A 22,926-nucleotide genomic window follows, 5' to 3' on the forward strand; every position below is an offset into this window, starting at 1 on the left:
TTTAGCGTTGCAGCCAGACGTCGGCGAAACTCGCCGACACGCCGTCCGGGCCCGTCGTATGGTTATGGACCGCGCGCGAGTACACGGTCAGGTATTGCGGCGACACCAGGTTGATGTCCGGAAGATCGTGTTCGAGAATGCGCTGAATCTGCGAGAAGAGCTGCTTGCGTCTGCCTTCATCGGTTTCTTCGGCGACCTGCGTGAACAGCAGGTCGATCTGCGGGTTGCTATAGTGCGATCCGTTCGTGAACGGCACGCCGCGCCGGAAGTTGTTGCTCGTATAGAGCCGCGCTACGCCGACCACCGGATCGAACAGGTTGCTCATGCCGTTGATCGAAAAGTCGAAGTCGCGATCGGTATAGATACGTTTCAGATACGCGGGCAAATCCTGGCTGCGCACGGTGACCGCAATGCCGACCCGCGCCAGTGCGGATTTCACATAAGCGGCGGTGCGCGTGGGCAGATCGCCGATCGGCAGCGGGTCGACGGTCAGCGCGAAACGCGTACCGTCCGCCTTGCGCGGATAGCCGGCTTCGTCGAGCAGCGCGTTGGCGCGCTCCACGTTGAACGGATACGGCGTAGGTGCCGGGTCGTAGTAGGGGCTCGTCGGAATGATCGGACTGGCGAGCGGCGTCGCATAGCCGTAGAAGATTACCTTGCGGATCACGTCGCGATCGAGCGCCGACGCAATCGCCTGACGCACTTCGAGTTTCTTCAGTACAGGGTTGTCGAGATTGAACTCGATGCGCGTCACACCAGCCTGGAACTCATAGCCGCGCTGGTCGAGCGCGAGCTTCGGATTGCTTTTCAGCCGCTCGATATCTGAGAGCGGCACGGGCGTGTCGCCGCTCAGGTCGACGGAGCCGTCTTCGAACGCGACAGTGCGCGCGGCCGGATCGGTGATGACCTTGACGACGATCTTGTCGAGCAGGGGCTTGCCCTTGTCCCAGTAGTCGTCGTTGCGTGCATATTCGACGTAGCTGCCGCGCACCCACTTGACGAAGCGGAAGGGGCCCGTGCCGATCGGCGCGTTATTGGCTGGGTTGGTCAGCGGGTCGGTGCCTTCGTAAATGTGTTTAGGCACGATCGGCGTTTCCGACGACGAGAACGCCTTGATCAGATACGGCGCGGACTTCGACAGCGTGACGACGACTGTATAAGGGTCCGGCGTCGTCACAGCGGTGACATTCGCGAAGGTGGTTTTGGCGCGCGGGTGGACTTGCCTGAGCGTCTGGATCGAATACGCGACATCGGCGGACGTGAAGGGCTGACCGTCATGCCATTTCACGTCGTGACGCAAATGAAAAACGTATTTGCGGCTGTCGTCGCTGACTTCCCACGACGTCGCGAGCGAAGCTTTCGGCTGCAACCTGAAGTCGTATTCGAGCAGACCTTCGACGACTTTTGGACTGACCTTCAGCACATTGGTCGCGGTCGTCGCGAGATCGACGAGAGCGGTGGGCTCCGGCGTGACGACGAAATTGAGTGTGCCGCCGCGCGTTTGGGCGTGAGCGTGAGAAACAGAGAACGCGACGACGAGCGCGGCCGCGAATCCGAGCGCGCCATTGACAAGGCGCGCGCCGCGCCGGCGCGGCGCCGCCTGCGATGTGACGTATGCCATCGTATGGTTGTGCGAGAAGAGAGAAGGGAAGAAAGCGGGAACCCGCTCAGACCGTGGCGTGAGCAGTCGTGTCACGGCGCGCGAGTGCGCCACGCAGAGGCGCGGGATCGACCCACGCGTCGAAATCGAAGTCCGTTGGAATGAATCCCCACTTGAACAGGAAATGCTTGAAGTCGGCGAGCGCCGCCAACGCTTGCGGATCGAGTCCGATGCTCAATTGCCGATGTAGCCCGCCCGGATAGGCTCGCTCGACCCAGTGCTCCGCGCTGCGCGTTTCGCGCGCCACGTAGCGCGCAATGTCGCCGGCATGGCGTTGCGCCCAGTCACCCGCGTCCAGCGTGCGGGCCAGCACCCGCTCGACCAGATCGGGGCGCTCGCGCAGCAGTTGCGCGTCGACGGTCAACGGCCGCGGCGTACCATTGTTCGCGTGCAGCAGCCGATTCGGCTGGGCGCTGATATCGATCAGGATCTTCGCGTTCAGCAGGTTTGCGATATCGAGCCCGGTCGCGCCTTTGACGAACACGACGTCGGCCTCGCCGCGCAGCAGTGCTTCGGCTTCGCGGGCGAATTCGTGAGAGCGCTGCGCGTCCAGCCAGTCGGCGAGCGGGGCATCGGCAGCGGGCTTGGCGTCTTCGAGGCCGCGCGGCGTATGCGGGAGGTCGACCAGATCGACGTCTTCGAGTTGCACGCCAAGCGCGCCGAGCAATGACGTGAAGCCACGCAGGGCAGTCGCGCGATGGAAGTCGACCACGCTTGCGCGTGTATTGAGCGGAAAGCCGAAGCGGCGTCCTGCAAGCGCTTGCGCGCTGGCATCGAGTTGCCGGTCGAGCGTGATCAGCGCCTGGAATTCATCCACCCAGCTCACGCCGATCAGTCGCGTATCGCTGCCTTGTGAGCGCGCCCATAGCGCGGGAATATTGCCACCCTGCCGAAACGACCATGGCTGCGTGTGCGTGAAGTGCGAGCGCCGCACGGTGGCGTCGTCGGCGTCCTGGAGCGCTTTGACGTCGATGCCGTCGGCGGCGAATTCCTGTTCGAGCCAGCCTTTCTGTATGGTTATGCCGAACGGCGTCGGGGCAGGGCAGCGGGTGTACCAGAGTCGGCTCATTCAATCACCTTTGCATTCGGAGATGGCGGGGCAGTCAGAGGCGCAGGCCCGCTTCACGTAGCAGCGGGAGCACGCGCGCGCCAAAGAAGTCGAGGTCCGGCTGGAAGTCGAAGAAGCTCAACTGCACGCCGTCGATACCCGCGCGATGCAGGCGCACGATGTATTCGGCAATCTGCTGCGGCGAGCCGACGATCGAGATGTTGCCGCCGACTGCTCTCGCGGCCGCCTGGTTTCGCTGCTCGGCATTGCCTCGCCATGCGTGGGCGTCACTATCGAAGCGATGGAAGCTCCCTTCGTCGCCATGCGCGACGATCGCGTCGCGATAAGCGAGTGCTTCGGCTTCGGTGTCGCGGCAAATCACCATCGGATTGATCAGAGTGCGGACTTTGCGTCCGTACTTCGCGGCCGTCGCCTTCACGCGCGCCGTGTGGGCCGGCAACGCCGTCAGCGCCGCTTCGATTTCAGAGCCAGCGGGGCTGGTGATGAACACGACGTCCGAGTAACGCGCGGCGAAGTCGATCCCTGCATCCGATCCCGTCGCATTCACGAGCAGCGGGCGCCCGTATTGCGGCTTTGGCGTGACGAACGCCTTGTCGAGCTTCCAGCTCGACAGCTCGGGAACGAAGCTGAAGTTCTCCGGTTGTGACCAGAGCTGTTGCACCGCGTCGAGAAACTCGCCCGCCAGTTCATAGCGTCGGTCATGTTCGATGCGCTGCCAGCCGAACATTTCGTGCTCGACCGCGCGATGGCCGGTCACGACATTGATGCCCCAGCGCCCCTTTGAAATGTGATCGAGCGTCGCGGAGAACTTCGCGAAGTGCAACGGATGCCACGGGCCATAAAGCACATGGCTGGTAGCAACAAGAATGATGCGTTCGGTGCGCGCGGTCATCGCCGCGAGCGACATGAACGAGTCGAGGGCCTGACCGTTGAACACGCCACCATAGCCGCCCTTCGGCAGCCACTGGGACAGCGCGAACACCAGATCGAAGCCGAGGCTCTCAGCTTTTTGCACGAGCGCCAGGTTGTAGTCGAAGTTCCAGTCGGTCGTGCGAGGCAACGTCGAGGCGCTCCAGCCACCTGCCTGAATCGGCAGGAATAGGCCGAGCAGCAACGGCTGCTCGAGCGCCCGGGCAACCGGACTATCGTTGAATTCGACAGGCGAGCGCACCGGTACGAAGGGCGTAGCGTCGCGCTTGCTGTCCAATGACTGCGCCGGCGCTTGCGGTTGAGCGGCGAAAATGGATTGGGTCACAGTTATTGTCCGTGCCGTTTGACGTAAAAGGCGCTTGTTCTTTCAAGCGCTCGGCTATCTTGCATAGTGGTTGGCGCCTGGCGCGCGAATCACACCTGAAAGCAAGGCATGAGGGATCCCGATAACACAGTAGATCACGCAAGGTTTGCAACGCAAAACAATGAATTCTTCTTTTCATTTGAGGCATTGCACTGCTCTGTGGACGTCAGTCAGCGCTGCTCGTTCCAGAGGATGTGGAAAGCGCCGCGGCGACTTCCTCGGAATGCGCCTTTGCCCAGGCAGCCGCTTCTTTGGAACCGTCGATATCCTCGCGGAGGACCAGAATGCCCTCGCGGTTCGGCCCCGACGGTTGTGCGGCGATCTAGTCGTTATGTCCGCCTGGCGCCTGCTGGACGATGCAGCCCACGTTGCCGGAGTTGCCGAATGCTCGCGTCGCGAGCGCGCACGTGGGTTTCAGGTCTGACCGGTGGGTGAAGGACGCACGCCGTTAAGATAGAAGTTGCCAACAGCGGCGTATTTCCAGCGCACCGGATCATGCACGGTGTGAACTCGCGCGTTGCGCCAGTGCCGGTCGAGATTGAGCGACGGATGCGTCGAGCGGGTTCCGGCCAATTCGAACAGCTTGCTGCTCGCTTCGATTGCGATTTCGGTAGTCAATGCCTTGGCTTGCGCTACGGCGATGGACGCGGCCGCAATCGAGTCTGGCCCAATATCGGCGAGACAGCGATCGATCTCGCGACCGGCGCGTTCCATCATCGCTTCGGCCGCGTGCAGACGCGTCGTCAATTCGCCAAGCTGATGGATCACATAGGGATCGGCGCTGAGGGGCGAGATGGCGCTCGACGACGAAGCCGCGTCGCGTTCCCGAATAAAGGCGATCGTCGCATCGATTGCGGCGCGCGCAATGCCCGCGTCGATGCCGACATGGCTGATCTGTGTGACCGCGTTTTGCGGCCAGTGCGCGTAGCTTTGGTGAATCGGTAGCACGTTGAGCGCGGGCACCCAAACATCGTCGAAAATCACAGTTCCGCTTGCCGTGGTTTTCTGCCCGAAGCTTTGCCAGTCGTCGATGATCTTCATGCTTGGGTGACCGGCCGGCACCACCGCCACCGTGCGGCGTCCTTCCTGGTCCTGACCGATGGTCGACACATAGTCGGCGAAAAGCGCGCCGGTCGAATAGAGTTTGGTGCCGGACAGCCGGAAGCCGTCTTGATCCGGTGTGATGGTCATCGCGGAGCCGCCTGGTTGCCGTCCGCCGACGTCGACATTCGCATTGCCAAAGCGAGCACCGCCCAGAATCTCGCCGAGAAAGAACGACCGCTGTCGCGCGTTGCCGGTTTTCCAGATCCAGAACACCGCGCTGTTATGGTTCTGCTGGATCTGCGCGATCGACGGGTCGGCTTGCGCGAGGATCGCGAATACGCGCGCAACCGTCGCGTATGAAACTTGTGCTCCACCGTATTCGCGCGGCACCGTCATGGCCCACAGTCCCGCACCGGAGCAGGCATCGAGCTCGGCGAAAGGCAGGACGCGTTCGCTATCGCGACGCGCCGCGTCGAGCGCGAAGCGCTGGGCGAGCGTTCGCGCGGTGTGCAGCGCTTCATCGTCGGATTTGAGAACGTGCGCCGGTGAATAGGCGCGTGCGGTAGCTCGGGCGCTCTCCTGGAACACGACGTCTGAAGCGTGGGCGGTCATCGACGACTCCTGGGCAGTGCATTCGGGAACGGGGCTAAGGCTTAACGCGGGATCGCCTTTAAACGAGTGATGCGGTGTCGGCTTCTTCCGAGGTCACGACGACGGCTCAGTGCCTGTGGCGAAAGAAAATCGGTTTTTACAGACATAACGATGCTTTGACATACAACGTTCGCTTTAGAGCAGAACCTCTCTAAGGCAGCGCTGAGCAAAAAAATGTACCGGTAAATGAATCCATTGGACAACAAACAATAATTTCTATTCTTATATGCGCCTTGATCGGGAGACAGCGAAACCGATACATGGATGTAAGCAAAGCAGAATCGCTTCGTTGGTGTATCCACGGTAGCTGGCTATGCTTTTCGGCGAATCCTACTCGCAGTTTCAACGATCGATCGGACCATTCATTCATGACGACGCTAAACGAGTACCTTCAGCACAAACGCATTGCGTGGCTCGCGAAACGCGAAGCGGCGCGCAACGACCCGGATATCAAGGCTAACCAGCTGAAAGCCAATGTGCGTGCCTTGGGACGCAGTGGCGTACGCGAAATCCGCATTCGTGACTTTCAGGTCATCAGCGACAGCCCCGCTGATTTCGCCGGCTACAACCTCGGACCAGCATCGCCTGAATTACAGCTCGGTGTGCTGGGAAGTTGCCTCACGCATATCACGCTGATTCAGGCTGCCGAGCGGCAGTTGCGGATCGATTCAATCGATGTGGAAGTGACCGGTGAACAGCATCCGCTCGCACAGCAACCGGGTTTCGAGCATGTGCCGATCTTTCCGCACAACCTGCGCTATACGCTCGATATCGTGTCGCCGGAGTCACCCGAAGCGATTCGCGCGCTGCATGAAGCGGTGGAGGCGGTTTGCCCGATCTACAACCTGCTGAAAAACCCGCAGTCGATCGTCGGTGAATTGCGGCACGTCAGCGCGGCGTAGCTAGCGTTCCATGCGCGTGGCGTTCTGCGCGTTGCACGGCGCCACGTCACCAATACCCCGACGCACGTCGCGCGACAAGCGCCGCGACCAAGGAGAGAAATGATGAGTGCAGCCCGCATTACGGAGGAAGCCGAATTCCAGATCAGCCCGCTGTCGGCGCATATCGGCGCCGAAGTCAGCGGAGTCGATCTGACCCGACCGCTTGATCAGAAACAGGTTCGGGCGATCCGCGCCGTATTGCTGAAGTGGCGCGTCCTGTTCTTTCGCGAGCAGTTTCTAAGCCATGAGCAGCACGTTGCGTTTTCCGCGCAATTCGGCGAACTGACGGTCGGGCACCCGGTATTCGGCCACGTCGAAGGGCACCCACAGGTCTACTCGATCTCGAAGTTTCGCAAGGCGACGCGCTTCGAAGGGCAACCACTGCTGCGGCCATGGACAGGCTGGCACACCGACGTGACGGCCGCCGTCAATCCTCCGTTTGCGTCGATTTTGCGCGGTGTCACGATTCCGCCGTACGGTGGCGACACGCAATGGACGAACCTCGTCATAGCCTATGAAAAGCTGTCCGAACCGCTGCGCAAGTTCGTCGACGGTCTGCGCGGCGTGCATCGCTTTGCGCCGCCGCAAGGCGTGAAAGGCACTGACGCGTTTGCGTCGGCGGTCGAGCAGCATACCCTCGTCAGCGAGCATCCGATTGTGCGCGTGCATCCCGAGACCGGCGAGCGCGCGCTATACGTGAGCCCCGGCTTTCTTAAGCAGATCGCCGGCGTCACGCCGCGCGAAAGCCAGGTGCTGCTCGAACTGCTGTGGGAGCACGTCACGCGACCGGAATTCACCGTGCGCTTCAAATGGGAAGCCGGCAGCGTGGCGTTCTGGGACAACCGCACGACTGCACATCTCGCGCCGACCGACATCTTCGATCTCGACTTCGACCGTCAGTTGTATCGCACGACGCTCGTTGGTGACGTGCCGGTCGGGCCAGACGGAAGGCCGTCGGTGTCGCTCGAAGGTTCGCCGATGGGAGCGGCCGCAGCCATTGCGCTGAACTGAGCCGCAGGTCGCTCGTGGGGCGGTCGAGTTCGTTGAAGCGCGCGCCGCGAAGCCCGGTGACGGCGACGCGCCCCGCAAGCGGCGCGCTCAGAGCGCGAAACGGCCTTCCGCGACGAATGTCGGTAGCGGATTGCGCGGGCTCGGCGTCTCGCGCTTTTGCAGGGCTTCAGGCAACGAAGCCTTGTCGCCAGCGCGGCCGATGGCGACGGCCGCCTCGATCGCATAGTCCTCGGGGATCGCGAGTTCCGCGCGGATATGCTCGCGTTCAATGCCGGCAAGGCCGTGTGCCTTCCACCCCGAGAGGCTTGCCTGCAGCGCGAAATAACCCCACGCGGCGCCTGTATCGAACGAATGCGACGCGAGCGGAACTTCCGTTGCGGCCCCCGGTGGCGCGAACGTGCGCTTCGACAGCACGATCAGGATCGCGGCGGCATGTTGTGCCCAGCCGCGGTTGAACTCGTTCAGGAAGCCCAGAAAGCGCGTCCAGTGCTCCGTGTCGCGGCGCGCATAGACGAACCGCCACGGCTGCGAGTTATACGAGGAGGGCGCCCAGCGGGCCGCTTCGAGAAAGGTTAGCAACGTCGATTCTGGAATGGTGTCGTTCGTGAACGCGCGCGGCGACCAGCGTTCGAGAAATTGCCTGTCGATCGGATACTCGGCGGTACGGGAGTTCGAGGTGGTCATGTTTGTGCCATTGAGGGGAGAGAGGGGCGATGCTTACGCGTGTACGCCCGCCGGAGTCAGGACGGCGACTGGCGCCACGCCGCTGTCCGCGCGTGCAGTGCACATGAACAACCGAGCGAAGCGTGTTCGCTCAGCGCATGCATCTTGAGCCGCAACGGCATCCTGCCGGACGATGCGCGTCTCAATGCGCATTCGGCGGCTCGCCGGCGTGCCCTGGTCAGGAAGCGGCCACCGCGAGTTCCCTGCGTTCCCGCGCTGTCTGCGTATAGCGATTGACCGGACGCGCCAGCCCCAGATGCTCGCGCAGCGTGCTGCCCGTGTACTCGGTGCGAAAAAGTCCACGGCGCTGCAATTCCGGCACGACCGTATCGGCGAATTCGCTGAGTCCGCCCGGCAGCCACGGCGACATGATGTTGAAGCCGTCCGCACCTTCCTCTTCGAACCATTGCTGCAACTGGTCGGCGATGCTCTGCGGCGTGCCGATCACCTGCTGGTGTCCGCGCGCGCCCGCGATGCGTAGATACAGATCGCGGATCGTCAGGTTGTCGCGCCGTGCGAGGTCGAGCAGCAGCCTTTGCCGGCTCTTGCCGCCATTGGTTTCGGGTAGCTCCGGCACAGGTCCGTCGACGGGATATTGCGACAGGTCGATGCCGCCGGACATGTTCGATAGCAACGCGAGACCGACCGCCGGATCGATGAGCTCCTGCAACGCGTCGAACTTGTCGCGCGCTTCCTGCTGCGTCTTGCCGATCACCGGGAAGATGCCCGGCATGATCTTCAGGTGTTCGGGCGCGCGTCCGTAACGCGCGAGCCGTCCTTTGACGTCGCGGTAGAACTGCTGCGCTTCGTCGAGCGTCTGATGCGCGACGAAAATCACCTCGGCCGTTTGCGCAGCCAGCTCGCGCCCGGCTTCCGACGCGCCCGCCTGCACGACGACTGGCCAACCCTGCGGCGAACGCGCGACGTTCAGCGGTCCGCGCACGCTGAAATGCTTGCCGCGATGGTCAAGCACATGCAGTTTGTCGGCATCAAAATAGATGCCGCTCGCCTTGTCGCGCACGAACGCGTCGTCTTCCCAACTGTCCCACAAACCCGCGACCACGTCGTAGAACTCTTTCGCGCGCTCGTAGCGCACCGCGTGATCGAGGTGTTTGTCACGGCTGAAATTGTGCGCTTCCGTTTCCGTGCTGGAGGTGACGAGGTTCCAGCCCGATCGGCCACCGCTCAGATGATCGAGCGACGCGAATTTGCGCGCGACGTTGTACGGCTCGTTAAAGCTGGTCGACACGGTCGCGATCAGCCCGATGCGCTCCGTCACGACCGACAGCGCGGCCAGCAGCGTCAACGGCTCGAAGTGATCGGCGCGCGCGGTGCGCGACAGCGAGGGCAGATGCGTATCGCGCACGCTGACGCTGTCCGCGAAAAAGATCGCGTCGAATTTGGCCTGCTCGGCGATGCGCGCGAGCTGCGCGTAGTGGGCGAAGTCCAGGCCCCCCGCCGCATGCGTGTCGGGGTGACGCCACGCGGCGATATGATGGCCCGTCTCCATCAGGAATGCACCGAGGCTCATCTGTCGTTTATGTTGTGATGCTGCGCTCACTGCTCGCTCCTTGTGACCGACGTTGAGGAAAGATCGTGTTGATCGGCGCAGATGTCAGCGTGCGTTTTCGGCGCGCTCCGAGAAATCCGCGAGGATCCGTTCGCGCAACTGCACGAAACGCGGGTCGCTGCGGTCACGCGGCCGCGGCAAGCCAACCTGCGTAATACGATTGATACGGCCGGGGCGCGGCGCCATCGTCACCACGCGATCGCCAAGATGGATCGCTTCGTCGACGTCATGCGTGACGAGGATCATCGTGATGCGCTCGCTGTTCCAGATCCGCTGCAACTCGTTTTGCAAACGTGTGCGCGTGAGGGCGTCGAGCGCCCCGAATGGTTCGTCGAGCAACAGCACGCGCGGGCGATTTACGAGCCCGCGCGCAATCGCCACGCGCTGCGCCATGCCGCCGGAAAGCTGATGCGGATACGCATGCTCGAAGCCTTGCAGTCCGACGAGTGCGACGTGCTCGGACACCGCGTCGCGCTTCTGCTGCGGCGAAAGCGGCGCGTTGCGCAGCGCGGCGAGAATATTCTGCGAGGCTGTGAGCCACGGAAACAGCCGGTGATCCTGAAACACGATGCCGCGTTCGAGCGACGTATCGTGCACCCGCTCGCCGTCCACGCTGATCTCGCCGCGATAGTCGGTGTCGAGTCCGGCGACTAGCCGCAGCAGCGTCGACTTGCCGCAGCCGCTGGCGCCGAGCACGCTAATGAATTCGCCGGCCGCGATGTCGAGTGAGATGTCATCGAGCACGAGCAGGTCGTCGTCCGCATCGGGTTGGCGCGCATAGCGCTTGCTGACGCCGCGGATGCGGATGCCTTCGGAAATCGTGGTGGTCATGAGTTCGCTTCCTGTTGTTGAGCCGCTTCAAGCTACGGCGCGTTCGCGCGGCGCACCGCTGCGGCGCGCGATCACTCGTCGCTCGACGCCGCGCGCCAGTGCGTTGAGCGCCCAACCCGTCAGTCCCACGACGATGATGCCGAATAGCACGAGGTCCATCCGGAACTGCTCGCTGCCGTCGATCAGCATATTGCCGATGCCGCTGCCTGCAACGAGCAGATACTCGGCGCCGAGCGTCGCGAGCCACGAATAGATGAGCCCCAGATAGAGACCGGTGAAAATCGACGGTAACGCGGCGGGCAGAATCACGTAGCGGATCAGCTGGATGCGCGAGTAGCGCAACGCGCGCGCGACCTCGATATAGCGGCGCGGCACCGCATGGATGGCGTCGCAGGTATGGGCGGCGACCGGCAGCAATGCCGCGAGCGACAGGAACACGACCTTCGCCATGTCGCCGAGGCCGAACCAGACGGAGATCAGGGGGATCCACGCGAACAGCGAGATCTGCTTGAACGTATCGAACGTCGGCCCGATCAGCCGCGTCGCAAGGCGCGAGAGCCCGAGCGCCGAGCCGAGCAGCAGGCCGCCCGCCGTGCCGATGACGAATCCGCTCGCCTCGCGCGCCAGCGAAGCCGACAGCGCGCGCAGCAATGCACCGCTTTCGACTTGCTGCCACGCGGTGTGTGCGACATCGGCGGGGCTCACGAGCAGGCCGCTCTTGACGATATGCAACGCCGACACGAGCCACCAGGATGCGAACACCGCGAGCGGCAGCACCAGTCCGCGCCAGTTGAATGTGCCCAGGCGCTTCCGAAGCGCTGACACGCGAGTTTGCCTCGCCGGCGCTTCGCAACCGCATGGCGGTGGAGCACTTCGCCGCGGCTCAAGGAAGCGGCGCAGCGCGTCGGAAGCAGAAGTGAGTGACATGACAAGTCCCCGAACTACAGCGCTTACTCGCGAAACGCCGAAGGTTGGCCGCGCCGCAGCCGCGCTTCGAGCGCATCGAGCAGACGGTTGATCGCAAAGCCGATCGCGCCGACGATCACGACGGACGCCATCACCAGATCGAGTTGAAAGAGCTGTCGTCCATTGACGATCAGATAGCCGAGCCCTTCTGACGACGCTACCAGTTCGACGACGACCAGCGCTAGCCATGCTTTCGTGAACGCGAGCCGCACGCCGGTGGCGAGCGTCGGTACGGCGGCGGGTAGCACGACGTATGCGATGCGCTGCCAGCGGCCATAGCCGAATCCGCGCGCGACTTCATCGAGCGCGGCGGGCGTCTGGCGAAAGCCCTGCATGGCACTCAGCGTGACGGGCACGAGCGCGGCGTGCGCGATCAGGATGTATTTGAGCGGCTCACCGACGCCCACGAGCAGCAGCAGTAATGGCAGCCAGCCGAGCACGGGAATCTGCACGAGCGCATTGAAGCCCGGCAACGCATACGATTCGAGCGTTCGCGACATACCGAGCGCCGCACCGATCAGGAAACCGGCCAGCGTGCCCGCGCCGAAGCCCAGCAGCACGCGCTGCAGGCTCACGACCGTGTGGTGCGCGAGGTCGCCGCTGCGCGCGAGTTCGTACAACGTGTCGAAGACCATCTGCGGCGGCGGCAGAATTTGCGGCGCGATCCAGCCGCGTTCGCAGCCAACGGTCCACAGCGCGAACAGCGCGGCGGGCAGTAGCCACGGTGCGAGATGCCAGCCTACGGCGCGTGCGCGTCGCTGCAGGTTTGCGCGTGCCTTCGGGTTGCTGTCGTTCGCTTTGGCCGCGGGGCGCGCGGTTGCGTGCGCCGCGGCGTGGGACCATTCGCCAAGCACCTTGCTCATTGTCGACTCCGGTCATCCGAGGGGTTTGCCTTGCGCGTCGTAACGCGTCCAGTAGTGGTCGAGCGACTGGCTGTGCAACGCGTTGTCGAGATAGCGCGGCTCGAACCAACCGTCGACGTCGACGGGCTGCCGGATCAGCTTGAGCCTCAGCGCATCGCCCGCCACGGCCTTGTAGCGCGCGACGATGAAAGGATCGATCAGCGGCGAGTTGCGCGACTTCAGCGGCTGGTTCGCGAGCTCCGACTGCCACGACGCGTAGCTGACGCCGCTCTTCGCCCATAGTTTGAACAGCGCGTCGCGGTTCGCTTCATCGGACGACCATTGCGCGCCTTTGACAAACACGTTGACGACCCGTTGCACGATATCGGGATGGGCGCGATCGAAATCGTCGATCACTAGCAGGTGCGATTGCCGGGTGAACTGTGGACCGGCCGTCTGCGATTCGAAGACGATCCTGGCGAGACCTTGGTCGCGCAGTTTGTAGAGGTGATAGTCGCTGACCGACGCGTCGATGCCCTTGGAGGACAGCGCCGCGAGCGCGCTGGCCGAATCGAGATTGATCACGCGCAGATCGCGCTCGTCGAGCTGGTTTGCGGCGAGCAGGTTGTCCGCGACGATCTGCAGGTTGGTGCCCCGAAAGATCGACACGCGCCGACCCTTCAGATCCTTGATTGTCTGCACGGGCGAGTCGGGCGGCACGGCGATCTTGACGCCGACCCGCACACCCGATTCGAGCAGGATGCGCGTCTTCAATCCGTTCGCGCGGCCGAGCACGGACGGCAGATCGCCCTGAAACGCGAAGTCGAGCGACTTGTCGGCAATGGCCTCGTTGACAGCGGGGCCCGCGCCCTTGAAGAAGAGCCATTCGACCTTGATGCCGTCGGCGGCGAACTCCTTTTCGAGCAGTTGAAGCTGCTGCACGGTGGCGGCGGGCGAGCCGCCGAAGGTTGGGGGGTCGCCGGCACCTTGCTGCGCGACGCCGATGCGGATCACCGTTGGCTTGTCCGCGTGGGCGGCCGATGCCGTGAGTGCCAAAGCTGCGGCGAGTAATGTGCACTTCAGCAGTGAGAGGATTTGCAGAAGGTTCCGAGAGCTCTGGTTAGCCATTGGTCGGGGCGACGTGTAGCGCGGCGTGGTCGTGGAATGCTCATTCTTGTCGACGCTGTTGCTCGGGACAAGAAAGCAATGCAGCTATGTATATGCGCTGCCATGCTTTTCGGACCGGAGAGAGAACCGTTGCCCAAAGGAGCCGTTGGGACAGGTAAATACGTGTCGCAGCGCGGGTGCATCACTTTGAACGAAGTCGGCATCGCGTATAGCATGGCATCCACTAGACGGGAGGACGCGGGGCGCTAGCAACGAAGCATTTCGCTGATTCTTAGCAGTGAGCGTGCAATGGCGCTTGGCGCTCGCCACGCGGCCACGCCACGAGTCATTTCAACCCTGCCACTGCGCGCCGACGCGCCAACACCCTCACCGCAAGCAGACACCCGCCCATCACGGTCAACGACAACACCGTCGTCATCGTGCCGAGCGCATATATGACCGGCGTCGTCACCGACGTGGTGAGCCCCTGAAGCTCGAGCGGCAGCGTGTTCTGATCGCCGATCGCCTGCGAGGTGCGAGCGATCTCGTCCCATGACAGCGTGAAGCCGAACATCGCGACGCCGACCACCGACGGTCCGATGATCGGCAGCACGACATGCAGGAAACTCTGCCACGGCGTCGCGCCCAGATCGCGCGACGCCTCTTCATAGGCCGGATTGAAGCGGTTGAACACCGCGAACATCACCAACAAACCGAACGGCAGCGTCCACGTCAAATGCGCTCCGAGCGCGGAAGTGAACAGGCCCATCGACGTCGTATAGCTATCGGAAAACGATTGATACCCCCATGCCGACGCGAGGTACTTCACCCCATTATCGAGCAGCCGGAACGTCAAACCGATCCCAAGCGACACAATAATGGACGGCATGATCAGACTCGCGACCGACACGTAGAACACCGCCGTGTCGCCGCGAAACTTTCGACGAAAGGCGAGGCCCGCCGCCACTGAAAACAGCACCGTCAGCACCGTGACCGCCAGCGCGAGCCGCACGGATCGTCCGAACGCGCCCCAAATATCAACATCGCCGACGCCGTCGCGCAACGCGGCGAACCAATGCAGCGAGACACCGCGCATCGGAAACGTCAGGCCGCCCTCGGGGCCCTGAAAGGACAGAATGAATATCGTAATCACCGGCCCATACAAGAACAGCACGAACAGGCCGAACAGCAGCGCAAGCCAGTAGAAACTGGCTGGACGGCGTTCCCGATGCTTGACGCGAATGGCCTGCATTTTCACAGCTCCTTGCGGATATCGACGACCCGCGTCAAACCCCACACGATCATCAGTACGACGGCGAGCAGAATGATCGCATTGGCTGCCGCTGCGGGAAATTGCAGGTAGCCGGTCTGCACCTGAATGACTTTGCCCACCGATGCAATCTGTTGCCCGCCCATCACGCCGACGGTCAGAAAATCGCCCATCACGATCGTGATCACGAAGATCGAGCCGATTACGATGCCCGTCTTCGACAACGGCAGGACCACGTCGCGTACCACCTGCCAGCTGCTCGCACCGGCATCGCGCGCGGCTTCGAGCAGCGACCGCTCGATGCGCATCATCGCGTTGAAGATCGGCACGATCATGAAGAACGTGTAGAGATGGACGAACGCGAGCACCACCGAGAAGTTAGAGTACAGCAGCCATTCGAGCGGCTGGTCGATCAGATGCGCGCCGAGTAGCACCTGATTGACGAGGCCATTGCGGCCGAGCAGCGGCATCCACGAAATCATCCGGATCACGTTGGAGGTCCAGAACGGAATCGTGCAGACGAGGAACAGCACCGTCTGCATGCTCGTCGTGCGTACGTGAAACGCGAGAAAGTAGGCGATCGAAAAGCCCAGCAGCAAGGTCATTGCCCACACGATCGCGCAGAACCTGAGCGTCGACCAGTACGTCTTGAAGGTCACGCAAACGTCCGTCATCGACGAACAGCCGTTGAAGATCGCGGTGTAGTTCTTCAGCGTGAACGCGGGAATGATCTGGTATTCGTTGAAGTCCCAGAAACTGACGATCAGCGTGATGACCAGCGGCACGACGAAAAACAGCAGGAAGGTCAGCGACAGCGGCGTCGCCTGCAACCATGCCGGTGCGCGGCGATGTTTGACGGGCGTGTCCTGCGCGTGCGAGGGAAGGTCGATGGTTGCCATGGGCGGGTATCTATCGAATGACTGCGCGGCGCATCGCTGCGCGAGAACGAGAAATGACTACGCTGCTCAAAGGAGCCGTGCTTGCCGGCGCGTCACACCCCGGCAAGCACATCGAGCCGCGGCGTCGATCAGGCCGCGATGAACTCGTTCCACTTCTGAACCATGTAGATGTTCTCGTCCATCACCGCGTTCCAGCACGCAATCGCACTCATGCGCTGGGTGTATGAACCGCCGTCCCGCACGGCGCCGGCCTTTTCGAGCAGTTGGCCGTCCGGCGCCTTGATGTCCTGCGCGGCCGCTTTGCCTTCGATCCAGTAGTCCCATTCGTACTGCTGCATGTGCGTCTTCGCGGTCTCGATCACGCCGGGGTAGTAGCCCTGGCGCATCAGGTAGGCGCCGGCCCAGCCGTCCTGGAACCAGTTGACGAATTCGTACGCGGCGTCGAGCTTCTTGCCTTGCAGCGAGCGCGGAAAGCCGAAGCCCGAGGCCCACGAGCGATAGCCTTCCTTGAGCGGCTGAAATTTACACGCGATGCCCATCGTGCGCACCTTCGTCACCGCCGGCGACCACATCGACTGGATCACCACTTCGCCCGACGCCATCAGGTTCACGCTTTCGTTGAAGTCCTTCCAGAACGCGCGGAATTGGCCAGCATGCTTGGCGTCGATCAGGATCTTGATGGTCTGGTCGATCTCGGCCTTGGTCATATTGCCTTTGTCGCCGTATTTCATGTGACCCATCGCTTCGATCGCCATCGCCGAATCCATGATGCCGATCGCGGGAATGTTCAGCAGCGCCGCCTTGCCTTTGAACTGCGGGTTGAGCAGTTCTGCCCAACTGTCGATCGGGCGCTTGATCAGGTCAGGACGAATGCCGAGCGTGTCCGCGTTATAGGTGGTGGGGATCAGCGTCATCCATTCGGTCGGCGTCGCTGAGAACTCGGTCGAGCGCGGGCCGGTCAGGAACATCACCTTCTTTGGCGCGGTGCCCTGGTCGCCGATCTTCTTGCCGTTGACTTCACCGCGCGTCAACACGGGCGTGATCTTGTCGGCGAGCTTGATGCGTTTGGCGTCCATGCCCGCGAGCGTGCCGGCAGGAATCAGCTTCTTGAGCGCGAAGTATTCGGTGTCGACAATATCGAACGAGTTGGGTTGCGTGATGATGCGCTTGGCGACGTCGTCGGTGGTCACTGGCACGTATTGAATCTCGATGCCGGTGTCTTCCTTGAATTTCTTCGCGATGTCGGCACTCTGATTGACCGCGGTGCCGAGGTAGCGCAACGTGATCTTTTCCTGCGCATGCACGTACGGAAAGCCGGCAATGCCGGCCGCCGCCACCGCGCCCTTGATGAACGTGCGGCGCGACAGGCCTTTTTCCTTCACGTCGGCTGCGGCCACTGCCGGGCTCTCGTTCGTTTCACTCATTGCTTTCTCCTCAGTTGACGTTCAATTCGCGCTTATTCGACGTTCGGTTCACTGCATTGCGATCCGCTGCGATGCAAGTACTCAGGCTGCCAGCGGATGCGCGTCCCGCTCGTTCCACCAGATCACCACGCGCGCGTCGGGACCGAGCCGTGTCGCGTCGTAGTCGCCGTCGCTCACGAGCGAGATCAATTCGGGCGAGCCGTCGAGCGGGTCGAGCGTCATGCGCAGATGCGTGCCCTGGTATTCGGTTTCACGGACCCTGCAGGGTACGCCGCCAATGCGTGTCAGGCCGCTCTCGCCGCCGGCGTTCTGCACTGGCGTGACGCCGTGCGGCACCACGCGCAGATGGTCGGCGCGCACGGTAAACAGGTGGCCATTCGTATTGAAGACGTTATGGCCGCCGAGGAAGCGGGCCACGAATTCGGTACGCGGACGGTTGAATACTTCGTGCGGTGTGCCGCTCTGCTCGATACGGCCATGGCTCATCACCACGACGAGATCGGCCAGCGCCATCGCTTCTTCCTGCGAGTGCGTGACATGCACGAAGGTAATGTCGAGATCCTTCTGCCAACGCTTGAGCTCGGCGCGCATCTGCACGCGCAGAAACGGGTCGAGCGCGGAGAGCGGTTCGTCGAGTAGCAGGCAGCCCGGTTGATTCAGTAACGCGCGCGCGAGTGCCACGCGTTGCTGCTGGCCGCCGGATAACTGGGCTGGTTTGCGCTCGGCATACGCGGACATCGCGACCAGTTCGAGCAGTTCGGCGGCGCGCTTGCGCCGCACGTCCTTCGCGACGCCGCGCACCTTCAGGCTGAATGCGACGTTGTCGAGCGCGCTCAGATGCGGGAACAGCGCGTAGTTCTGAAACACCATTGCGGTGCCGCGCGCGGCGGGTTCGGCGCGCGTGACGTTGCGGCCCGCGATCAGAATGTCACCTTCAGTGACGGATTCATGACCGGCGATCATGCGCAAGGTCGAGGTCTTGCCGCATCCGGACGGGCCGAGCAGGCAACAGTACTGGCCGCCGGCGATGCGCAGGTCGATCGCGTCGACGGCCAGCGAATCGCCATATTGCTTTGACACGTGGACCAGTTCGATATCGGCGGCTTTGGTTTCGAGCACCGTTGAAGCAGGCTGAATCATGAAGGATGTGTCCTCGTGAACGGCGAACAGTGGGGTGGGGCACGCGTCAAATCAATGCGCCGCCCATGCGAAGCCATGCAAACGCAAGACGTGTGCCATCCTTCGAATTGTGACGCTCGCGATTGCCGACGTACCGTTGTGCTTAACGTCTACGAGTTGGCTCACATATTGCAAACGATCCGCAGCGTCGATCGTTTGCGATCAGAAAGGATGGGATTGCGCGATCACGGTGCGTCTTCGATCCGTCTCGGGGCATGAACTGACCAATCGGGTTCATCCATTACGTGTCGTGGCGCTTTTCGACATCGACGATTTCTTGCTCATGAACGACACACGGAACATGCCCGTAGCAGAGAACCGCGCGCGTCAATCGCTTGCCACGCATGGCCGCTTTGCCTACCGCCCTATCACCGACAGTGACGCGTTCCGCTGGCCTGGCGACACCGGACTCGCGGTCTATCTTGGCTTCAACATCGAGCACTTTGCGTTCGGCGAAGGCCTCGGTGCGGCACTCGGTCCGCTCTCGCCGCAACCGGATGTGCTGAACCATAGCTGGCGCGAGTACGGCAATCGCGTCGGCGCGTGGCGCTGCATTGAACTGTTCGATCAGCTCGCGCTGCCCGCGGGCACGCTCATCAATACCGCGCTCTACGACCACTGTCCTGAACTGATCGAGGCTTGCGTCGCGCGTGGCGATGAACTGATCGGCCACGGCCACACGAACGCGCACCGGCAGAGCGACCTCGACGAAAGCGGTGAACGCGAGCTGCTTTTGCATTGCTACGAACGGATCGCGGAAGAATCCGGTACGCCGCCGCAAGGCTGGCTGTCGCCGTGGATTTCGGAGTCGCATCTGACGCCCGATCTGCTGGCCGAGACCGGCTATCGCTACACGTTGAACTGGTGTCACGACGACCGCCCCGTACGAATGGCCACGCGTGGCGCGCCGCTGTGGTCGATTCCGTATCCGCAGGAACTCAACGATCTGCCGATGATGGTGGGCCGTCACATGGACGGCCGCGCGTTCGCCGACATGATCGTCGATCAGTTCGACGAGATGCTCGAACAGGCGAATCGCGGCGCGCAAGCGCAAGCGCTGGTGATGGGCATCGCGCTGCATCCGTATCTGGTCGGACAGCCATACCGGTTGCGGCATCTGCGCCGCGCGCTCGAACATATCGCCACGGCGCGCGCACGAGGCGATGTGTGGATCACCACTCCTGGCGAGATCGCGAGTCATATGGACGGTCTGGAGCGGGCCGGCATCGTGCGCCCGGCCGTCGCATGAGCGCGAAAGCCGGCGCGGCCACCGCGAAGAAAAACGCCGGTGACGACACGGATATCAACGCACGCATCTATCAGTCGATCTTCGACGGCGTGATGAATCATCGTTTGATTCCCGGCACGAAGTTACCGGAGCCCGAACTGTGCCAACTGTTCGGCGTGGGCCGCGCGGTCGTACGTCGTGTGCTGGAAAAGCTCGCCTATGACGGCATCGTCGTATTGCGGCCGAACAAGGGCGCGGTAATCGCCGAGCCCTCGCCCGAGGAAACGCGCGAGATATTCGAGGCGCGGCGCTCAGTCGAACGGACGCTGGTAGAGCTTGCCGTGCAGCGCGCGAGTGCGACGGACATCAAGGCGCTGCGGCAACAACTCGCGAGCGAGCATGACGCCATGCACCGCTACGACCAGCCTTCGTGGGCGACGCTCGCCAGCGGCTTTCATATGCGCATCGCCGCGCTGGCCGGCAATTCGATCCTGCAGAATTATCTGAAGGAACTGGTATCGCGCTGTTCGCTGATCGTCGGGGTGTACGAGCCGCCGGGGCATGCGCCGTGCGAGCACGCCGAGCATGCTGCGATTGTCGACTGCATCGAGGCGCGCGACTCGGCGGGCGCAATGGGGCATATGGAAGCGCATCTGCGCGATCTCGAAGAACGCATTGAAACCTCGCGAATGCGCGGCGAGAAAAGCCTCGGCCAATTGCTCGGCATCATTGAGCACGCGACTACGAACCAGGCGGCCCGACATGGAAATTGATTTCGAAGCGATCACCGAATACCAGCGCTACAAGCTGATGGCGAGCCTGATCGTGCCGCGTCCGATCGCGCTCGTCACCACGCTCGGCGCCGACGGTACGATCAACGCCGCGCCGTTTTCGATGTTCAATATGCTCGGCGAAGAACCGCCGATCGTGATGATCAGCATTAACCGCGCGGCGGACGGCACGCTGAAGGACACGGCGGTCAACATCGTGCGGACCGGCGAGTTCGTCGTGCATCTCGCCGACGAGACGATCGCCGAAGAAATGCATCGCTGCGGTGAAAGGCTGCCGCCCAACATCAGCGAACTTGTCGAGGTCGGCTTGACGCCGGTGCCGAGCTCGTGCGTTGCGCCGCCGCGCATCGCCGAAGCGCCGGTTGCGTTCGAGTGCACGATATGGGAGACGCTGGAGACCACCACCCGGCAGATCTTTATTGGCCGCGTACATCGGCTGCATGCGCGCGACGGGTTGATCGACACCGAAACGTGGCGCGTGCGTTTGCAGCACTACTTTCCGGTGGGCCGTTTCGGCGCGAGCGACTATGTGACGACGCGTGACCGTTTTACGTTGGGTTGACGCTGACGTTGACGCGTATGGACCACAAGCGTTAGCCCGTTCAGCGATCAACGCGCGTATAGACGCGCTTGCGTTAGCTGGCGAATCACTGCGTCTGGACCTTGTGCGTAGGCCGCCACGTAGGCGAACCTGAACGGCCCGCGTGAACCAGCACGCGGGAAAGAACCCACGCGCCGATCCATCACACGGTGAGCGCGCGGCCATCGCTGCGCGGATCGTGCGCGCCTGACACCGCGCCGTGCGCATCGATGCGTATCACACCAGGGTGACCCGCCAGCGGACTCTGCGTCGGGATCGCGCTCACCTCGTGGCCGCGCGCGGCGAGCGCCGCGAACACGTCGGCGCCTGCGTCTTCTTCGAGCTTCAACGCATCGCGCGTGTCGGAGAACGTCTTGCCGAGCAGAAAACGCGGACGGGCGAGTGCGGTGAGCGGGTCCATCCCGTAGTCGATCAGCCGCGTGAGAATGGCGGCGAGCGTTTGCGGCTGACCGTCGGCGCCTTGTGTGCCGAACAGCAGGTACGGGCGGCCGTCTTTCAGGTACATGCCGGGGTTGAGCGTATGAAAAGGGCGCTTGCCCGGCTGCACCGCGTTGTGATGCGCGGGGTGCGTGCTGAACGACGCGCCGCGGTTGTGCCACAGAATGCCGGTATCGCCCGCGACTACGCCGCTGCCCCAGTCGAAGTAGACCGTTTGCAGCACGCTGACGCTGCGGCCCTGGCTATCCGTCGCGCCGATGAACACCGTGTCGCCCGGATGGAACACGTGTGGCCACTCGCGCGCTCGATGTGGGTCGATCGAACGAGCATGGGCGTCGAGCGTCGCGGGCGACAGCATCTGCTCGACGGGCACGGTGTTGAACTCGGGATCCGATACGAAGCGGTCACGGTCGACGAACGCGCACTTCACCGCTTCCACCAGCAGGTGATAGTAATCGGCACTCCCTTCGCGAATCGCGCCGATGTCGAAGCGATCCAGCGTGCCCATGATTTGCAGCGTCGTCACGCCTTGCGTAGGCGGACGCAGGCTCACCAGTTCGCCGCCGCGATACGCGACCCGCAGCGGTGCTTCGTCGCGCGCGCGCGTTCTCGCGAGATCGCTCGAAGTGAGCGGCGAACCGGCCTGCTGCAAACCGCGCGCGATGCGCTCCGCCAGTTCGCCTTCATAAAACTCGCGTGCGCCGAAACGGGCAATCCGCTCGATGCTCTTTGCCAACGCCGGTTGTGTGAAACGCTCGTGGACAGCGGGAATCCTGCCGTGCGGAGCGAAGGTTGCCGCAAAGCCCGGCAACGTATTCAGTTCGCCGACACGCAGGCTTTGCCAGAAATGCTGCGACGGCGTGACGGGAAAGCCGTCGCCGGCATAGTTGAGCGCGCGGTCGAACAGCGACGACCACGACTGTGTGCCGCCCCATGCGCCTTTGCTGATCTCGTATGCGTGCTGCCATGCATCGACGGTCGCTGCGGTGGTGAGCGCGGATGCCGCGCCGCGCAACGGGATCGCGCCGTCGAACGCGGGCAGTTGCGCCGGGGCCTGGCCGATGCCCGACAGCGTGCGCAAGGTTCCCTCGCGGTCGCCGATTACCCAGAACGCGTCGCCGCCGAGTCCTGTGAAATGCGGATACGTCACGCACAGCGCGGCACCGATCGCGATAGCCGCTTCGATCGCATTGCCGCCGGCGCGCAACACGTCGCGTCCGGCCTCGCTCGCCAACGCGTGGGGGCTGGTGACCATGCCGCCGGTCGGGCCGGCGAGTCGCGTGTCGCGCATCGATCGCTGCTCCGTTACAGGAGACGAGCCGCGCGTGAGCTCGTCGGAGTACGGATTATATGTTCACGGAGCGCATCGAAAAAAATCGATGCCGAT

At 62.9% G+C, this 22,926-nt stretch carries 20 protein-coding genes; 5 read left to right on the forward strand and 15 right to left on the reverse strand.

Annotation, left to right across the window (positions count from 1 at the left end; translation table 11 throughout):
- Position 1 precedes the first annotated feature (1 nt).
- The 4 genes from VSR82_RS26080 to VSR82_RS26095 all read right to left on the reverse strand — a co-directional run bounded on the left by VSR82_RS26080 (position 2) and on the right by VSR82_RS26095 (position 5,679).
- Complete coding sequence (locus VSR82_RS26080; protein WP_429463560.1) at positions 2 to 1,621, reverse strand: ABC transporter substrate-binding protein; 1,620 nt, start codon at positions 1,619 to 1,621, stop codon at positions 2 to 4.
- A gap of 46 nt (positions 1,622 to 1,667) precedes the next feature.
- A complete protein-coding gene (locus tag VSR82_RS26085; protein ID WP_429463562.1) occupies positions 1,668 to 2,729 on the reverse strand; it encodes an ABC transporter substrate-binding protein in 1,062 nt (353 codons plus the stop codon).
- A gap of 34 nt (positions 2,730 to 2,763) precedes the next feature.
- The gene (locus VSR82_RS26090) at positions 2,764 to 3,972 is read right to left on the reverse strand and encodes an LLM class flavin-dependent oxidoreductase (protein WP_410848507.1); all 1,209 of its coding nucleotides are present in this window, start codon (positions 3,970 to 3,972) and stop codon (positions 2,764 to 2,766) included.
- A 465-nt stretch (positions 3,973 to 4,437) separates the two neighbouring features.
- Positions 4,438 to 5,679 carry an SfnB family sulfur acquisition oxidoreductase gene (locus VSR82_RS26095; RefSeq protein ID WP_429463564.1) on the reverse strand — a complete coding sequence of 414 codons (1,242 nt, stop codon included), beginning with the start codon at positions 5,677 to 5,679 and terminating at the stop codon, positions 4,438 to 4,440.
- Between the two features lie 407 nt (positions 5,680 to 6,086).
- Here VSR82_RS26095 and VSR82_RS26100 point away from each other — a divergent pair, with 407 nt between their 5' ends.
- On the forward strand, positions 6,087 to 6,620 hold the full coding sequence (locus VSR82_RS26100; RefSeq protein WP_429463566.1) for an OsmC family protein: 534 nt from the start codon (positions 6,087 to 6,089) through the stop codon (positions 6,618 to 6,620).
- Between the two features lie 102 nt (positions 6,621 to 6,722).
- Positions 6,723 to 7,670 (forward strand): TauD/TfdA dioxygenase family protein, encoded by a 948-nt coding sequence (locus VSR82_RS26105; RefSeq protein ID WP_429463568.1) that lies wholly within the window; start codon positions 6,723 to 6,725, stop codon positions 7,668 to 7,670.
- Positions 7,671 to 7,757: 87 nt separating this feature from the next.
- Here the strand turns inward: VSR82_RS26105 and VSR82_RS26110 are convergent, their stop codons facing one another.
- The 10 genes from VSR82_RS26110 to VSR82_RS26155 all read right to left on the reverse strand — a co-directional run bounded on the left by VSR82_RS26110 (position 7,758) and on the right by VSR82_RS26155 (position 18,442).
- Positions 7,758 to 8,354 carry a nitroreductase family protein gene (locus VSR82_RS26110; RefSeq protein ID WP_429463570.1) on the reverse strand — a complete coding sequence of 199 codons (597 nt, stop codon included), beginning with the start codon at positions 8,352 to 8,354 and terminating at the stop codon, positions 7,758 to 7,760.
- 217 nt (positions 8,355 to 8,571) lie between these two features.
- Positions 8,572 to 9,954, reverse strand: coding sequence for an LLM class flavin-dependent oxidoreductase (locus tag VSR82_RS26115; protein WP_410848466.1), 1,383 nt, complete (start codon positions 9,952 to 9,954; stop codon positions 8,572 to 8,574).
- A 54-nt stretch (positions 9,955 to 10,008) separates the two neighbouring features.
- Positions 10,009 to 10,794: an ABC transporter ATP-binding protein gene (locus tag VSR82_RS26120; protein ID WP_429463574.1), complete on the reverse strand. Its 786-nt coding sequence runs from the start codon at positions 10,792 to 10,794 to the stop codon at positions 10,009 to 10,011.
- Positions 10,795 to 10,821: 27 nt separating this feature from the next.
- On the reverse strand, positions 10,822 to 11,721 hold the full coding sequence (locus tag VSR82_RS26125; RefSeq protein WP_410848468.1) for an ABC transporter permease: 900 nt from the start codon (positions 11,719 to 11,721) through the stop codon (positions 10,822 to 10,824).
- Between the two features lie 23 nt (positions 11,722 to 11,744).
- Positions 11,745 to 12,623, reverse strand: coding sequence for an ABC transporter permease (locus tag VSR82_RS26130; RefSeq protein ID WP_429463577.1), 879 nt, complete (start codon positions 12,621 to 12,623; stop codon positions 11,745 to 11,747).
- Between the two features lie 12 nt (positions 12,624 to 12,635).
- Positions 12,636 to 13,730, reverse strand: coding sequence for an ABC transporter substrate-binding protein (locus tag VSR82_RS26135; protein ID WP_410842382.1), 1,095 nt, complete (start codon positions 13,728 to 13,730; stop codon positions 12,636 to 12,638).
- A 325-nt stretch (positions 13,731 to 14,055) separates the two neighbouring features.
- Complete coding sequence (locus VSR82_RS26140) at positions 14,056 to 14,961, reverse strand: ABC transporter permease (protein WP_410842383.1); 906 nt, start codon at positions 14,959 to 14,961, stop codon at positions 14,056 to 14,058.
- A gap of 2 nt (positions 14,962 to 14,963) precedes the next feature.
- Positions 14,964 to 15,878, reverse strand: coding sequence for an ABC transporter permease (locus tag VSR82_RS26145; RefSeq protein ID WP_429463581.1), 915 nt, complete (start codon positions 15,876 to 15,878; stop codon positions 14,964 to 14,966).
- Between the two features lie 128 nt (positions 15,879 to 16,006).
- Positions 16,007 to 17,302: an ABC transporter substrate-binding protein gene (locus VSR82_RS26150; RefSeq protein WP_429463583.1), complete on the reverse strand. Its 1,296-nt coding sequence runs from the start codon at positions 17,300 to 17,302 to the stop codon at positions 16,007 to 16,009.
- Between the two features lie 81 nt (positions 17,303 to 17,383).
- Positions 17,384 to 18,442, reverse strand: a complete 1,059-nt coding sequence (locus tag VSR82_RS26155) for an ABC transporter ATP-binding protein (protein WP_498858216.1) — start codon at positions 18,440 to 18,442, stop codon at positions 17,384 to 17,386.
- A 322-nt stretch (positions 18,443 to 18,764) separates the two neighbouring features.
- Between VSR82_RS26155 and VSR82_RS26160 the strand changes: the two genes are divergently transcribed.
- Genes VSR82_RS26160 through VSR82_RS26170 form a run of 3 tightly spaced genes read left to right on the forward strand, consistent with a single transcriptional unit; the run spans position 18,765 to position 21,062 of the window.
- A complete protein-coding gene (locus tag VSR82_RS26160) occupies positions 18,765 to 19,730 on the forward strand; it encodes a polysaccharide deacetylase family protein (protein WP_410848474.1) in 966 nt (321 codons plus the stop codon).
- Positions 19,727 to 20,482 carry a GntR family transcriptional regulator gene (locus VSR82_RS26165; protein WP_429463587.1) on the forward strand — a complete coding sequence of 252 codons (756 nt, stop codon included), beginning with the start codon at positions 19,727 to 19,729 and terminating at the stop codon, positions 20,480 to 20,482. The genes VSR82_RS26160 and VSR82_RS26165 overlap by 4 nt, the downstream gene beginning before the upstream one ends.
- Positions 20,472 to 21,062 carry a flavin reductase family protein gene (locus VSR82_RS26170; protein WP_429463589.1) on the forward strand — a complete coding sequence of 197 codons (591 nt, stop codon included), beginning with the start codon at positions 20,472 to 20,474 and terminating at the stop codon, positions 21,060 to 21,062. Before VSR82_RS26165 ends, VSR82_RS26170 begins: the two co-directional genes overlap by 11 nt.
- A 181-nt stretch (positions 21,063 to 21,243) precedes the next feature.
- On the opposite strand, the gene VSR82_RS26175 is transcribed toward VSR82_RS26170, so the two are convergent.
- Complete coding sequence (locus VSR82_RS26175; protein ID WP_498858217.1) at positions 21,244 to 22,830, reverse strand: gamma-glutamyltransferase family protein; 1,587 nt, start codon at positions 22,828 to 22,830, stop codon at positions 21,244 to 21,246.
- Positions 22,831 to 22,926: the final 96 nt, after the last annotated feature.

The sequence above is a fragment of the Burkholderia sp. JPY481 genome, from assembly GCF_038900515.1.
GTDB classification, from domain to species: Bacteria; Pseudomonadota; Gammaproteobacteria; order Burkholderiales; family Burkholderiaceae; genus Paraburkholderia; species Paraburkholderia youngii.

Coding starts and splice junctions, on each gene's coding strand:
- VSR82_RS26080 (WP_429463560.1), bottom strand. CDS start 1,621: ATGGCATACGTCACATCGCAGGCGGCGCCGCGCCGGCGCGGCGCGCGC.
- VSR82_RS26085 (WP_429463562.1), bottom strand. CDS start 2,729: ATGAGCCGACTCTGGTACACCCGCTGCCCTGCCCCGACGCCGTTCGGC.
- VSR82_RS26095 (WP_429463564.1), bottom strand. CDS start 5,679: ATGACCGCCCACGCTTCAGACGTCGTGTTCCAGGAGAGCGCCCGAGCT.
- VSR82_RS26100 (WP_429463566.1), top strand. CDS start 6,087: ATGACGACGCTAAACGAGTACCTTCAGCACAAACGCATTGCGTGGCTC.
- VSR82_RS26105 (WP_429463568.1), top strand. CDS start 6,723: ATGAGTGCAGCCCGCATTACGGAGGAAGCCGAATTCCAGATCAGCCCG.
- VSR82_RS26110 (WP_429463570.1), bottom strand. CDS start 8,354: ATGACCACCTCGAACTCCCGTACCGCCGAGTATCCGATCGACAGGCAA.
- VSR82_RS26120 (WP_429463574.1), bottom strand. CDS start 10,794: ATGACCACCACGATTTCCGAAGGCATCCGCATCCGCGGCGTCAGCAAG.
- VSR82_RS26125 (WP_410848468.1), bottom strand. CDS start 11,721: ATGTCACTCACTTCTGCTTCCGACGCGCTGCGCCGCTTCCTTGAGCCG.
- VSR82_RS26130 (WP_429463577.1), bottom strand. CDS start 12,623: ATGAGCAAGGTGCTTGGCGAATGGTCCCACGCCGCGGCGCACGCAACC.
- VSR82_RS26135 (WP_410842382.1), bottom strand. CDS start 13,730: ATGGCTAACCAGAGCTCTCGGAACCTTCTGCAAATCCTCTCACTGCTG.
- VSR82_RS26140 (WP_410842383.1), bottom strand. CDS start 14,961: ATGCAGGCCATTCGCGTCAAGCATCGGGAACGCCGTCCAGCCAGTTTC.
- VSR82_RS26145 (WP_429463581.1), bottom strand. CDS start 15,878: ATGGCAACCATCGACCTTCCCTCGCACGCGCAGGACACGCCCGTCAAA.
- VSR82_RS26150 (WP_429463583.1), bottom strand. CDS start 17,302: ATGAGTGAAACGAACGAGAGCCCGGCAGTGGCCGCAGCCGACGTGAAG.
- VSR82_RS26155 (WP_498858216.1), bottom strand. CDS start 18,442: ATGATTCAGCCTGCTTCAACGGTGCTCGAAACCAAAGCCGCCGATATC.
- VSR82_RS26160 (WP_410848474.1), top strand. CDS start 18,765: ATGAACGACACACGGAACATGCCCGTAGCAGAGAACCGCGCGCGTCAA.
- VSR82_RS26165 (WP_429463587.1), top strand. CDS start 19,727: ATGAGCGCGAAAGCCGGCGCGGCCACCGCGAAGAAAAACGCCGGTGAC.
- VSR82_RS26170 (WP_429463589.1), top strand. CDS start 20,472: ATGGAAATTGATTTCGAAGCGATCACCGAATACCAGCGCTACAAGCTG.
- VSR82_RS26175 (WP_498858217.1), bottom strand. CDS start 22,830: ATGCGCGACACGCGACTCGCCGGCCCGACCGGCGGCATGGTCACCAGC.